Genomic DNA, 13,322 nt, shown 5'->3' on the forward strand with positions numbered 1-13,322 from the left:
AGACAGCAGTGTCGTATAAACCTTAAAGCCTTCCGGTTTCACGTTTGTCGTCTCACGTTTCACTATTTCAGCAATGTCACGTTTCCGTTATACGTTAGCACTTCGTTGTTCAGGCATATCACTTCGCATGTATACACATACACATCGGGCGGAAGCGTTGCACCTTTGAAGGTTCCGTTCCAGCCAAAGCTTGCGTCGTTTGCGTCAACGTTTTCGGCCGTGAAAACAATCTCGCCCCAGCGGTCGTAAATCCGCAGCGATTTGATTTTGTGAATGCCGCTGCCGCGTGGATAAAACACGTCGTTCTTGCCGTCGTTGTTCGGTGAAAACGTGTTTGGTATAAACAGGTTGCCGCCGTTGCAAATGGCGTAAATGGTTACTTCATCGGCCGAGGTGCAGCCACCTCCGTTCACAACCTGAACTTTGTACGTATTCTGCGCGCCTTTGGTTTGTACCGTTGGCGAAGGGCATGTCGTGCAGCTCAGGCTTTGCATCGGGTTGTTCCATTGATAGCCAACCACATCGTTTGAATACCGGGGTGTCAGGGTTAGCGTTGCTCCAATGGAAACGGTTTGGTCTGTGCCTGCGTCCACTGTCGGGTAAGACCAGACCTTGACGAAAACATAACCGGTATCGGTAAAGCAATTGAAATTGTCGCGGGCAATAACCTGGTAATTTGTTGTAGTCATCGGGGCCGCATTGGTAATACCGGCTCTTGGATTTACGACCGCTGTTGACGGAAACCACGTGTATTGATCGGCACCGCCGGCGCGAAGGTGCACCGTTGAACCCGCGCAAACCGTATCGCCTTGCCCAACTTGCAGGCTAAAGGGTTGATGCACCCTTACCATAATTGAATCCGAAGCCACACAACCAAAAGCCGAGGTGCCTGTAACAACGTATTGCGTTGAATCTGTTGGCGCAGCCAAAGGACTGGTGCAACTTGTACAACTCAGTGTAGTAGATGCGTTCCATGCGTATGTAGCTGCACCGTTTGCGTTCAGTTGCGCAAAGCTTCCGCGGCAAACAAAAACATCCGGGCCGGCATCAACCTTTGGTATCGGGTAAGCGTTGATGACGGCAGTGGCCGTGTCTTTACAGCCGTGATCATCCGTTGCCAGGGCTGTGACGTTGTATGCATTGGCAAGGCTGTAAACCAGCGGCGACGGGTTTTGCTGCGTATCGGTATGACCGTTGCCAAAATTCCAAAGCCAGGAAAGTTTTGTTGGATCGCCGGCCGCTACGTTTCCGTTCAGCGAAACCGGCAGCGGTACGCAACCCGATAAATCATGCGAGATAAAAATCTGCGGCGCCGCGTAAACTTTTACCGTGTCAACGTAGCGCAACGAATCAAGACAACCACTTTGAGAGGTGACGCTTAACGAAACCGTGTAAAAGCCCGGTGCGTTGTACGAGTGCGAAGGATGTTGCGCATTGCTTGTGGCGCCGTCGCCAAAATTCCAGCTGTAAGCCGTGATGAAGTCGTTGCCAACGGTTGTGTTGGTAAACTGCACCGTACCGTTGTCGCAAAATTTATTTCCATTTAATGCAAATCCTGACGATATGCCGGTTACGTGAACAGTGTCGGCTCCGAAAATGGGTACGCTGCAGCCGCCCGAATCGGTCAGGATTAATTTGGGCAGGTAATCACCCGCATTCAAATACGTATGCGAAATGACTGAGTCGTTCACTAACGAAATGTTTCCATCGGCAAAATCCCACGTGTACGTTGCAATGCTTTTTGCGGTGGCGGTAAAATTTACGGTCAACGGTTTGCAACCTGTGAGCGGCGCATAGGTAAAGCTTCCGCTTGGGCCTTTGATTATGATTTGCTTTGTGGCGATATCGGTGCAACCGCCGGGGCCTTTCACGGTAAGCACTGCATTGTAAATGCCTGCCGTTGTATAAAAATGCGAAGGCGAATCGAGCGTTGATGATGTGCCGTCGCCAAAATCCCAGTTAATGGAAGTATAATCGGTTGATTGCTGTGCGAAATGTACGAGCAAGGGCGGGCAGGTGCTGAACGAATCGGAAACGGTGAACCTTGCCTTGGGATAAGAGATGGAAATATAATTCGGCTTCGTCAACGAATCTTTACAACCGTAACTGTCGGTTATGACGAGCTTAATGCCGTAAGTTCCGATGCTTGCATAATTGTGCACCGGGTTAACGGCAGTTGAGCTAAGGCCGTCGCCGAAATTCCAAACCTGCTGCAGGTTGTTCCCGGTTGACGTATTGACAAAAGAAATGGGTTTGCCCGTGCAGGTAACCGTATCGGTTGAATAAAAGTCAGCTTTGGGTTGAACAATGACAACGGCAGCGGCTTTCGATAAAACATCGCTGCAGCCGAAGGCATCTTTCACCAACAAGCTTACGGTGTAGTTACCGGCAGCCGCATAACTATGTTGATAAGGCGGAAGGCTTGTCGAATCAATTGTGCCGTCGCCGTAATTCCATTGCCAGTTTACAATTGGGTGCGTGCCGTCGCTTGTTGACTTGTTAGTAAAGCTTGTGCTGTTGTTGTAAAGGCAAGCAACGCCTACCGAAACGGAAAAGTTTGCCACGGGACCGTATACGTTAACGCTGCCTTTCGCGGTATCCTTGCAACCCAAAACATCGGTGATGATTAAGCTGGCCGTGTACGAGCCGGTTGCATTATAAATGTGCGTTGCAAGCGTATCGGCAGTTGACGTCGTACCGTCGCCAAAATCCCATTGCCACGATGAAATGTTTGCAGCGTTTATACCCGTTGCGTGAAAGACAGCCGTGGTGTTCCGGCAAACCACCGTATCTACCGTAAAACCAGCCTTTTCATTTACAATGCGCACGGTTCGTGTAGCGGAATTCTGACAGGTATCATTACTCACAGATAAGGTGACCTGATAACTTCCTGCGTTGGTGTAGGTATGCACAGGATTTTGTTGAGTAGAAGTTGTGCCATCGCCAAAGCTCCAGTACCACGATGTAGCCCCAACGGAAGCATCAGTAAACGTTTTGGTGTACTTGTGATTGCAGTCGTTCTGCACCAAAAAATTGGCAATCGGCGGTTTAATGTAAACCGCATTTTTTATGCGAAACGTGTCGGGGCAAGTGTTGTTGTACACAATCAACTGCACGTTAAAATAACCGGTATCGGAATATTGATATGTTGGATTTTGTTGTGAGGATGTGCCGCCATCGCCAAAGGTCCAAGACCACTGGTCAATTGTGCCCGTGCTGTTGTCGGTAAACGAAACGGGTTGAAAAGCGCAAACCCTGGTGGGATTCAGCGTAAAAGAAGCTTTTGGCTTTAGGCCAACTCTCACTGCGTTAGCAAGTACAACTGAGTCGTTACAACCTGTGCTTGTGGTGAAAACCAGCGTCACGCTGTACGTACCGGCGTTTGTATAAGTATGCGTTGGTGTTGCCAAGGTGGAGGTTGAGCCATCGCCAAATTTCCATAAGTAATTTGTCAGAACATGATTGGAAAGAGCCGTCGCCGTTGGATTAATGGTGACGGGTGCACAACCATTTTGCGGCAGGTTGTTCAGAACAACTTGCGGCTGTTGAATGCGAACGAAATCCGTTTTGGTAAGTGTTTGACTGCAACCCCTGGCGTTGGTCACGGTTAACGAAACGGTATAACTTCCCAGTGTTGTATAAGTATGCGAAGGGCTTGTTGCCGTTGATGTAGTGCTGTCGCCAAAATCCCAAACCATCGTTCCGCCGCCCGTTGTCGCATTGGTAAAATTTACAGTTGCGGGCGCCGAACAAAAAACTTTTGTTGCCGCATCAAAAGACGGCTGTGGTTTTGCCGAAACAAAAATTTGTTTGCTCGCCGAATCAAAGCATCCGCCAAAATCGGCTTTGAGTTTTACGGTGTACGTTCCGGGTGTGTTGTAAACAACGGTCGGATTTTGTTGGGTTGAAAATGACCCGCCGCCAAAATCCCAGGCGTTTGCAACGGGTGTCGGCACAGATGTATTGGTGAAGGAAACCGTTGTGCCCGCACAAACGCTGTCCAGCGCATCAAAGCCTGCGTGTACGTTGCCAATAGTAACCAGGTTTGCTTTGCGAACGGTATCTGTACAACCTTGCGGACTGGTAACGGCCAGCATCACCGAATAAGAGCCGTTTGCGGTGTAGGTATGCGAAGGATTGAGAAGCCCGCTATTTCCTCCGTCGCCAAAACTCCAGTTATAAACCAGCGGTCCGGGCCCTGTACTCGTGTTTGTGAAGTTTACCAAAGCCGGAGCCGAACAAGTGCCGGGGCCTGTGGTACTAAACGATGCGGCAACACCGTTGGCTACCGAAATATATTGGGGCTTTGTAATGGTCTTGCTGCAACCTGCCGAGTTGATTACCCGAAGCGTAACCGTAAAACTTCCGGCACTAGTGTAAACGTGCAACGGGTTTTGCTGTGAAGACGTGGTGCCATCGCCGAAGTCCCAAAACCAGGAGACAAGGCCTCCGTTATTGGCCATGCTTTCGTCGCTAAAACTTACCGACAAGGGAAAGCAGCCCGTGGTTTTGTTGGCCGTGAAAGCCGCAGTGGGAGCGGGAAACACCGTGATGTAGTCTGTCTTTATTACCGAGTCTGCGCTGCCGGCTGCGTTGCGCACTACCAGCTTTACAGCGTAAGTACCGGGGTTGAAATACGTGGTGGAAGGATTGCGCAAAAGTGAAGTAACGCCGTTGCCAAGATCCCATCGCCATTGCGTAGGATTACCGGTTGATGCGTCAAAAAAATTCACCACCAGCGGCGAACAGCCGGAACGGGAAGGCAAAGCGTTAAACGCGGCAGAAAGTTGTGCAGAAGCCAAACCATGGCAGCACAAAAAGAAAAGAAATGCCAAGAGGCGGCACTGGTTCTTCAACACAGTTACAGGATTGGACATTGGACGTTGAGTTTTACGCAGGATAGAATTCGGGGCCGAAGATATTTTCCCGAATTTATATTTCTAAACCTTTGCCCTCTTTTTTTCAGAAACAGGGGAAGACTGCGTTTTTTACTTCGTGTTTTTACGAAGGCATGTGCAAAAAATCCTGACAGAAAACAGGAAAATCCAGATACCAACCCATTCGCATGAGGCGTGTACGCATTACATTTACAACCTAAGTTTTGTTTTATGCGAACCGTAAACGACATTCTACAGTCCAAAGCCAAACCCTTTAATGAAATCGCGTCCGATACGCTGGTCATTGACGCGTTGAAGATGCTCAACTCCATTAACCTGAGTTACCTGGTGGTAATGGACAACGACCAGTACAAAGGCATTTTTTCCGAAAGGGATTACAGCCGCAACGTAATTTTAAAAGGCCGCCACAGCGACAGCACAACGGTAGCCGAAGTGATGACAATCGACTTGCCCGTTGTGGAAGTGGACGCGACCGTTGAGCAGTGCATTCACCTGATAGACCAGCATAAAACCCGCTACCTGCTTGTGTTTAACGAAGAAAACAGCCTCGCCGGCGTCATCACCATTCACGACTTGCTGCGCCAGATACTGAGCGATAACAGCCTGGCCCAACGACTGGTAGACGAAGACGAAGGGGACAGAGGAATTTATTAATCAATAATGAGTGATGAGTAAGGCTTGCTTGTACCAACAGCTACACATTCGCACAGGCCTCATGACTTTTAAACGATCCGCTCATTACTCATTATTCATCACTCATTCTCTTCATCATGGGCCGCATCAAACTTGATCTTCACCCCATCTACAACAACAGCGCCGCCGTTGACAAAGCTTTGCAGAAGGCTTTTGAAGACGCCGTTGAAAAGAAAATCCGCGAGGTGGAAATCATTCCGGGGAAAGGCAGTGGCCAGCTTCGCAAAAAGGTTGAACGCTTTTTACAACTTCCGCACATAAAGCCGCTTTATCACCGCATTGAGAACGACGCCAAAAACCACGGGCGGCTGTTTGTGTATTTTAAATTTTAGAGGTCGTGGCTTCGCCAATGAAGCAAATCTTGAAACGCTTTTGTGGAAAAATCAACGTTATTAGCTCATAACCATATGAAACGTCTGTTGCAAGCTGTACTGCTTCTTTCCCCTTTTATTGTCTCCGTTCAAGGTCATGGGCAATTGATGAAAACATTGGAAGATGCGCACCTTATTGCCGAAAATGACAGCCTTTGGTTTCGCGGAAAACCGTTGAAGAATTTATTAAAAGAGATTGGGCCAGAAATAAAGATGGTTTCGGTGAATGGTGAAAGTTGGGCAGAGAGGCCTGCTCTTATCATTTTTCGGTTTGTTGATCGATCTATCTATTACCAATACCGGTGTGCTGAAAAGTTTCCCCTTAGCATTCAAGTAAGAATCAAAGAGTCGTTCGATTGGAAAAAATCAAAAGAAGATTATTTTAAGTGGTCGAAAACAGATACCGAACAGTTGGGAAATTTAACCATTGTCACGGCTCGTGTGTACGGTGAAGTTGGCGAACTGCCGCAAGCACTATGATAGTTCTCAAAAGAGATACCGCAACTTAATGTTCACCGCTGTTACACCGCTTCCCGCAACCATAAATTTATTCTCCTCAAACTTCGGCGCGGCAGCAAAAGGCAATTTATTTTGTGAGGCGCCGTAACCTTCTTTCGGAATCCCCAAAAAATTCGTGTCAAACTTTTGATTGTTGTTCGCATCGTGAATAACGGAAACGGCATAGGTGCCTTCGGGCACGTTCTCAAAAACCGCCGTTGACGCTTTGTTTGCAATACTTACGGTTAGCGTGGCAAACGGGCTGCCTTTACCGGCAAAAGCTGCCGCGTTGTTATAAAGGCAAACAATGCAACGGCCTTTGTCATTTTCAAAATTGGTTACCTGCACCATAATTTTTGTTTGCGCAGTTGCCGCCAAAACAAAAAACGTGGAAAGCAGCAAAAGGAAAATCTTCGCGGGCATCAACATGGCTCAAAAATGCATTAATTTTTTTGCGTTCCCGGGTTCTTCCTCATTTTATGACTGCTTTTGCAGCCGCGAAATCTTATCGTTTCGTTGCGGCGCCTTTTCAAATTAAATCCTTACTTCGCAGCCGATGATCAAAAAGCTGGATTGGTACATATTGCGCAAATTCTTTGTCACCTTTCTGTTTTGCATGATGGCATTTACCGTGCTGGCGGTGGCGGTTGACAGCAGCGAAAAGACCGACGATTTTGTGAAGACCGGCCTTTCCTCCGTTGAAATTTTGCGGCAATATTACGTAGGCTTTGTGCCCTACATCTGGGGTTTGCTTTACCCGCTGTTTGTCTTCATTGCCGTTATTTTTTTTACGTCGAAAATGGCTTTGCGTTCCGAGGTTATTGCCATGATTGCCAGCGGCACCTCCTACAACCGCTGGCTGCGGCCTTACTTCATCGGCGGCACGGCGATGGCGCTCATCTTGTTGTTGGCGAACCGTTACGCCATTCCGAAAGCAAACGAAGTGCGCAGCGATTTTGAAACCAAATACCTCAACAGCACCCTCTCGCCTTCCAATCAACAAACGCGTTGCCCCAATTGTTTTTACAAGCGCATTGATTCGGTTACCTATGTTGGCCTTAAATATTACGACGTCAATTCAAAAGCCGCCAACAGCTTTTTTTTAGAGAGAGTCAAAAAAAACAAGGTGGTTTATAACCTTCGTGCCGACCGCATTGAATGGGATTCGACAAAGCGAAACTGGAAGCTGCTGAACGTGGTGGAACGCACCATTGACAGCATGAAGGAAACGGTGGTGCAGACGCCGCAAAAAAATGTGGCCTTGAACCTTCAGCCGTCTGAACTGCGCAACGACGAATTTTTAAAAGACAAATTAACCTCTCCGGAACTGCAGCATTTCATCCGCCTGGAAGAACAGCGGGCCACAGAAGGGCTGGCGCCGCTGAAAGTGGAGATGTACCGCCGCGACGCAACGCCTTTCTCGGTTTTGCTTTTAACGCTCATCGGCGCCATCATTGCGGGCCGCAAAACCCGCGGCGGCAGCGGGCTGCATCTTGCCATCGGCATTATGGTTGCCTCGTTGTTTATTTTGTCCGACCGCTTTTCCACTGTGTTTGCCATCAAGAGCAGTTTTCCGCCGGCACTGGCGGCTTGGGTGCCGAATATTATTTTTAGCGTCGTGGCTTATTATCTCTACCGAAAAGCGCCAAAGTAAACACGGGCTCGGTGCTATATTTGCGGCTTATGCTTATGGGTTGGGGCTTTTATATTTTTTGTGCTTTTGGATTGACGACTGCGATTCAACTTTTTTATTACCTCTTCTTTTTTCGCCGTGTGGCCTATTACAAGTCGCCGGAAAAACCGCAATCGCAGCAGCACCCGGTTTCGGTGATTATTTGTGCCCGCGACGAAGACGAGAACCTGGCCCGCAACCTGCCCGGCGTGTTGGTGCAGGATTATCCAACGACACACGAGGTAATTGTCGTAAACGACAATTCTTTCGACGACACGAAATACATTCTTGCTGAATTAAAAAAGACCTTCAAAGGCCTCCAGGTGATTGAACTGGCGCAGGAAGCCAAACTCATTGCCGGCAAAAAATATCCTTTGTCCATTGGCATTAAAGAAGCAAAGCATGAAGTGATGGTACTTACCGATGCCGATTGTGTGCCCGCTTCGGAACACTGGTTGTTTAAGATGCAGGATGCCTTCACCAACGGCACGGAAGTGGCGCTTGGTTACGGTGCGTACAAAAAAGCGCCGGGCTTTTTAAACAAGGCCATTCGCTTTGAAACCTTTCACACGGCCCTGCAATATTTTGGCTACGCACTGGCCGGCAAACCTTACATGGGCGTGGGCCGCAACCTGGCTTACCGCAAGGGCTTGTTCCTTCGCAACAAAGGCTTTTCGTCCATTAACCACATTCCCAGCGGCGACGATGATTTGTTCATTAACAAGGTGGCCAACAAGCACAATACGACGGTAGTCTTAGATCCCGATGCCTTCACGCTTTCCGCACCAAAAAAGACGTGGCGCGAATGGCGCCATCAAAAGGCAAGGCATTATTCAACGGGAAAATTTTACCGGACTTCACACAAATTTTTACTGGGACTTTATACCGCAAGCCAATTTATTCTTTATCCATTGTTTGTTGCCTCTCTACTTTTTTTCGATTGGCGATTTGCGCTGATTCCTTTTGTGGTGCGCCTGCTTGTGCAAGGCATCATCTGGAACAAATCCATGAAGAAACTTGGCGAAGGCGATTTGTTCCCGCTGTTTTTGTTCTGGGACCTTTGGCAGTTTTTTTATTACATCATCTTCGCTTCTTCGCTTTGGAAAAAACCAAGGAAGACGTGGTAATTATCTTTGCCCGATGGACATTCTCACCAAATATTTTTCCGGCTTCACCGAGAAACAAATGGAACAGTTTGCGGCGCTGGGTGAATTGTACAAAGATTGGAACGCAAAGATCAACGTCATCTCCCGCAAGGATATTGACAGCCTTTACGAAAAACACATTCTGCATTCGTTAAGCATTGCCGCGGCCTTTGATTTTCCTGCCGGCGTTGAGATCGTTGACATTGGCACCGGCGGCGGTTTTCCCGGTGTGCCGCTGGCTATTTTTTTCCCCGAAGTAAAATTTCATCTGGTGGATAGCATCGGGAAAAAATTAAAAATCATCGACGACATAAAAGAAAAACTTACACTTCAAAACATCACTACGCAACACAGCCGCGCCGAAGACATCAAAGGCCGAAAGTTTGATTTTGCCGTAAGCCGTGCGGTAGCGCCGTTGAAAGATTTGTGGCGTTGGAGCAAACCGCTGTTGAAAACGTCGAAAGTTACCTGGCAGGACGAACGCGGCTTTACCGCCTTGCAATCGGGATTGATTTGTTTGAAGGGCGGCGACCTGAAAGAAGAAGTAAGAGAAAGCGGATTGAAGCCGAAGATGATGGAGATAAGCGAAATTTTTTCCGAAGATTATTTCCGCGAGAAATACATTTTGTACACGTCCTTGCAAGCCTGACAACGGCGCAAACCTCTTTGTCCGGCACATTATTTCAATAGCAAAGCCTCTCTTTCGAGAGGCTTTTGGTTTCGCGGTTGGTTTTCTGGTTATTTAATTTCTTCCATCCATTTTTGTACAAAGTCTCTTGCCGGTTCAATCACTTCTTTGCCGGCGCGGAAAGCCATTTTCCAGCGACTGTCCTTGTGTTCGTAAGCCGGGTTGACAAAGTATTTTTTGCCGTTGCTTTTTGTGGTTAACTCAGCGGTAAAGTCAACGTCCTTGGTAGCATCTAAAAATTCCTGAAGACGTGTCTTCACATAGAGCAATTGATTCGACGGATATTTCTTTTCCCATTGCGCAAGGGCAAACGTATAACTGTCTTTCATGGTCTTTACCAGCGAGGGGTAATTTTTTGCGTAAAGCACCTGGTGACGGTTGTTCGGATCTTCCTCGTTCTTCAGATTGTCCTTGGCCATTTTCAGCGATTCTTCAAACATTTTTTTGTACTGCGGTTGCGCAGAATTCAACGCTTTTTCCGATTGCGCAACGGCTTCTTTTGCCCGAGAAATGGAAGCCGTACGGTCCTGCTCCGGCGTTTCGGGGATCGTTTCCTTTGGTTTATACGAGTCGCGCATTTCATTGTATTTTTTAACGAAAGCGGCGCTGCTCACTTGTTGTTTTGTGTACGCCAGCAGGTCAAGCACAATGGCTTTGCGGTTGCCGAGAGCAATGTTTTTTGCGTTCTTCACGCCGTAAACATTCACGTAACCGCCAAGTATGCCGTCAGTGATTTTTTCGTCGGCACTGGTTTTGGTTATGCCAAGTTGTTTAAGGAAATCATCGCCGAGACGCGATGTGCTGAACGAGCAAAAAAGGATGAAGAAAAGAAGGAACAGGCCGAACGAAGAAAAGAAAAAAAGGATTTTAATGCCGAGTGATTTTGTTGCCGTTTGTTTCATGATGTTGAATTGAGGAGATAGAAATTAGGAGTTAGGAGGCAGGAGAAAAGAATTCCATCTTCTAACTCCTGTCTCTGTATTCTTCGTTTACGCAAGCAATGCGCCTTCAAATAATGCGTCTTGCACCAGCGACCAGCGGTGCGGTTGCAGTTCGCTTTCCGCAATAGACAAAAGACCTTCAAAGGCGGGCTGCGGCGCGGTGTTTTTTACGCCTTTCAGCCAATCCAAAATTTCGGTGTTGTTCAGGCCGCGAACCATCCAGCCGGTCATGACGCTTGCTTCTTCGGGAGCAAGACTTTTCAATATTTGCTGTGTAATGCCGTGCAGTTCTTCGTCGCTGTAATAGCGCCACAGCAACGGATTGATGACGCTTTCTTCTTTGGCCATGTGACGCAGGTTAAAGACCGAAAACTCGATAAACGATTTGGTGAGTTCCGCACCGATGGTTTGTTTGGCTGAAGGCGCAACGGCATAGCCAAAAGCCGTGAGCCAGTTTTGTAAGTCCTGTCCCAATTTGTGATCTTCCACGTGTTCCTGTTCAAACGCATCAACCACCGAAGGCTCGTAAGCAGCGATGGCGGCAAAAACATAGTTGTCTTCTTTGGACGCATGCCCATCAAAGATTCTAACCACGTTGTTGATTTGCTCAACGGCATCTGCCGCCTCATCTGTGTTTATAAAATCAGTTTGCTGCAGTTGTTGGGCCGTTTCAAAAAGCAGGGCACGCAAGCCTCTGTGTACCGGAAAGAAGATGTTATAGCGTTGCATAAAAATGGTTTTGTGTTTTGATTTTTGTTTCATCAAAATTGCTTTACACAAATACCGTTTGCAATCACTTCGTCAATGAACTGCAAGAAAACGTTGATGAAATGATGATAATTTATCGGCTGGCTTTTGGTGTGCAGGTTACTAAAACAAAAGCCCTGCGAACAGGGCCTTTGCAAGCAAGAGACAACGGTACAGAGTGACTGAGATATTGATTTTGATTGGAGAGAAATTGGAAAACCAGCCAAAACTGTTTTGTCAACTTTGATATTCTTGTTCCATTTGTTTTACGCTTTGTCGCTCTACTCGCCTCTTACGATTCACCGCTTATAATTTCACAAATTCAACGCGGCGGTTTTGCGCCTTGCCTTCTTTTGTTTTGTTATCAGCAACTGGCTGGCCTTCGCCTTTGCCATCGGTAGAAATGCGGCCTTCGTCAATGCTGTAATCTTTTACCAGCGCGGCTTTCACGGCTTCGGAGCGCTTCTTTGAAAGCTCAAGGTTGGCGCCATCGCTGCCGTCGCTGTCGGTATGGCCGATAATTTTTATTTTAACGCCTTCGTTTTCTTTCAGCACCGCTCCAATTTCCTTTAACACACCCGCACTTTCGGGCTTGATGGTAGCCGCGTTCACGTCAAACAAAATTCCCGTGGTTGAAAACTTTCCTTCATCAAGCAGTTTGTGTCTTGTGTCGGGTAAACCCGTTGCCACTTTAATATTCGTGATGAACAGACCAACTTCGTCTTCTTTGTAATTCGATCCTTCGAGATGGAAATAGACCTGGTTCATCGTGTCGCCCACGTTCACGGCGCGGGGAATGTCAAAAACTTTTTTCTCGTCCATCCACAAACGGAAACGTGTTTTTTGTACCTGGATAGAATAATGAATAACGGTGTTGTTGGTTGGCATCATGTTGCCCATTTCCATGCGGTCGCTGCGAAAGGTTTGCACACGCTTGGCATAGCTTGAAAGTTGTGCGCCGCCGTAATTGCTGAAGGCAAAATTGACGAAGGTATTGTTCACTTCATCGGGCTCTTTCAGAAAAGAATTATCGGTAGGGTCAATGCCGCCGCTACTCAATATGCCTACTTTCCAGTTCGGCATCACGTAGCCTTTTACTTTCGGTTCAAAATAATACATCAGGTCAAACTCTATGGTGTAATTCTCGCCAAAATTTTTCTTGTTGCCGGTTAAATAAGTTGTGTTCTCAAAAGCCCGCAGCCACTTGCCGCTTTTGCCGTCAATGGTTTGCACTTCGCCTTTGCCGCTTGCGTTCCAGTTTAACGGCAGTTCGCCGGTTGCGTCCTGCGCAAAATCTTCGGCGTAAAGTATTTTTTCGCCGGGCACAAAATCAAATTTCGAATAGCTTTTTACAGCGGGTTTGTTCTCAACTGTATTTGTTTCGGTTGCCACCGTTGAATTGTCCGAAGGACCAGTTTGTTTTTTGCCCTCAACCTGGTCAAGGGTTTTGTCCATTTCTTTGTCCACTTTGGCGTCAGCCCGTTGAGTGATTTTGTCTTTTGCTTTTTTCAGCAGTCCGCCCAATTGGGCCTGGCTTAAAAACGGAATCAACAACAGAAGCAGGATAGAAAGTTTCTTTCGCATGGTTTTGATTTTTGTAGTGCGGTGCGAAACTACCGGCGTGGAAAAGGCAGAAGAAACAGGCTTCGCATCAACTGTAAAAACGGTG

The 13,322-nt window shown here is 47.6% G+C and carries 11 protein-coding genes; 6 read left to right on the forward strand and 5 right to left on the reverse strand.

The features are described from left to right. Window positions 1-62 precede the first annotated feature (62 nt). Window positions 63-4,877, reverse strand: coding sequence for a PKD domain-containing protein (locus tag FSB75_RS08805; RefSeq protein ID WP_146785774.1), 4,815 nt, complete (start codon window positions 4,875-4,877; stop codon window positions 63-65). A 231-nt stretch (window positions 4,878-5,108) separates the two neighbouring features. On the opposite strand from FSB75_RS08805, the gene FSB75_RS08810 reads away from it, so the two are divergent. The 3 genes from FSB75_RS08810 (at window position 5,109) to FSB75_RS08820 (ending at window position 6,442) form a co-directional block, all read left to right on the forward strand. After that, window positions 5,109-5,552, forward strand: coding sequence for a CBS domain-containing protein (locus FSB75_RS08810; protein WP_146785777.1), 444 nt, complete (start codon window positions 5,109-5,111; stop codon window positions 5,550-5,552). A gap of 116 nt (window positions 5,553-5,668) precedes the next feature. After that, window positions 5,669-5,923 (forward strand): Smr/MutS family protein, encoded by a 255-nt coding sequence (locus FSB75_RS08815; RefSeq protein ID WP_146785781.1) that lies wholly within the window; start codon window positions 5,669-5,671, stop codon window positions 5,921-5,923. A gap of 42 nt (window positions 5,924-5,965) precedes the next feature. Further along, window positions 5,966-6,442 (forward strand): hypothetical protein, encoded by a 477-nt coding sequence (locus FSB75_RS08820; RefSeq protein ID WP_146785784.1) that lies wholly within the window; start codon window positions 5,966-5,968, stop codon window positions 6,440-6,442. 6 nt (window positions 6,443-6,448) lie between these two features. On the opposite strand, the gene FSB75_RS08825 is transcribed toward FSB75_RS08820, so the two are convergent. Beyond that, window positions 6,449-6,889, reverse strand: coding sequence for a DUF2141 domain-containing protein (locus FSB75_RS08825; protein ID WP_146785787.1), 441 nt, complete (start codon window positions 6,887-6,889; stop codon window positions 6,449-6,451). Window positions 6,890-7,016: 127 nt separating this feature from the next. On the opposite strand from FSB75_RS08825, the gene FSB75_RS08830 reads away from it, so the two are divergent. The 3 genes from FSB75_RS08830 to rsmG all read left to right on the forward strand — a co-directional run bounded on the left by FSB75_RS08830 (window position 7,017) and on the right by rsmG (window position 9,926). Then, complete coding sequence (locus tag FSB75_RS08830; RefSeq protein ID WP_227990868.1) at window positions 7,017-8,114, forward strand: LptF/LptG family permease; 1,098 nt, start codon at window positions 7,017-7,019, stop codon at window positions 8,112-8,114. A 71-nt stretch (window positions 8,115-8,185) separates the two neighbouring features. Further along, window positions 8,186-9,259: a glycosyltransferase gene (locus tag FSB75_RS08835; RefSeq protein WP_227990869.1), complete on the forward strand. Its 1,074-nt coding sequence runs from the start codon at window positions 8,186-8,188 to the stop codon at window positions 9,257-9,259. 13 nt (window positions 9,260-9,272) lie between these two features. Next, window positions 9,273-9,926, forward strand: a complete 654-nt coding sequence (rsmG, locus tag FSB75_RS08840) for a 16S rRNA (guanine(527)-N(7))-methyltransferase RsmG (RefSeq protein WP_146785793.1) — start codon at window positions 9,273-9,275, stop codon at window positions 9,924-9,926. An 89-nt stretch (window positions 9,927-10,015) separates the two neighbouring features. Here rsmG and FSB75_RS08845 read toward each other — a convergent pair whose 3' ends face one another. The 3 genes from FSB75_RS08845 to FSB75_RS08855 all read right to left on the reverse strand — a co-directional run bounded on the left by FSB75_RS08845 (window position 10,016) and on the right by FSB75_RS08855 (window position 13,237). Then, window positions 10,016-10,867 (reverse strand): hypothetical protein, encoded by an 852-nt coding sequence (locus FSB75_RS08845; protein WP_146785796.1) that lies wholly within the window; start codon window positions 10,865-10,867, stop codon window positions 10,016-10,018. 87 nt (window positions 10,868-10,954) lie between these two features. Then, complete coding sequence (locus tag FSB75_RS08850) at window positions 10,955-11,635, reverse strand: hemerythrin domain-containing protein (protein ID WP_172623103.1); 681 nt, start codon at window positions 11,633-11,635, stop codon at window positions 10,955-10,957. A gap of 324 nt (window positions 11,636-11,959) precedes the next feature. Beyond that, window positions 11,960-13,237 (reverse strand): OmpA family protein, encoded by a 1,278-nt coding sequence (locus tag FSB75_RS08855; protein ID WP_172623104.1) that lies wholly within the window; start codon window positions 13,235-13,237, stop codon window positions 11,960-11,962. Between the last annotated feature and the right edge of the window lie 85 nt (window positions 13,238-13,322).

Origin of the sequence: Flavisolibacter ginsenosidimutans (genome assembly GCF_007970805.1) — a bacterium.
GTDB lineage: Bacteria > Bacteroidota > Bacteroidia > Chitinophagales > Chitinophagaceae > Flavisolibacter > Flavisolibacter ginsenosidimutans.

Coding starts and splice junctions, on each gene's coding strand:
- FSB75_RS08805 (WP_146785774.1), bottom strand. CDS start 4,877: ATGTCCAATCCTGTAACTGTGTTGAAGAACCAGTGCCGCCTCTTGGCA.
- FSB75_RS08810 (WP_146785777.1), top strand. CDS start 5,109: ATGCGAACCGTAAACGACATTCTACAGTCCAAAGCCAAACCCTTTAAT.
- FSB75_RS08815 (WP_146785781.1), top strand. CDS start 5,669: ATGGGCCGCATCAAACTTGATCTTCACCCCATCTACAACAACAGCGCC.
- FSB75_RS08825 (WP_146785787.1), bottom strand. CDS start 6,889: ATGTTGATGCCCGCGAAGATTTTCCTTTTGCTGCTTTCCACGTTTTTT.
- FSB75_RS08830 (WP_227990868.1), top strand. CDS start 7,017: ATGATCAAAAAGCTGGATTGGTACATATTGCGCAAATTCTTTGTCACC.
- rsmG (WP_146785793.1), top strand. CDS start 9,273: ATGGACATTCTCACCAAATATTTTTCCGGCTTCACCGAGAAACAAATG.
- FSB75_RS08845 (WP_146785796.1), bottom strand. CDS start 10,867: ATGAAACAAACGGCAACAAAATCACTCGGCATTAAAATCCTTTTTTTC.
- FSB75_RS08850 (WP_172623103.1), bottom strand. CDS start 11,635: ATGCAACGCTATAACATCTTCTTTCCGGTACACAGAGGCTTGCGTGCC.
- FSB75_RS08855 (WP_172623104.1), bottom strand. CDS start 13,237: ATGCGAAAGAAACTTTCTATCCTGCTTCTGTTGTTGATTCCGTTTTTA.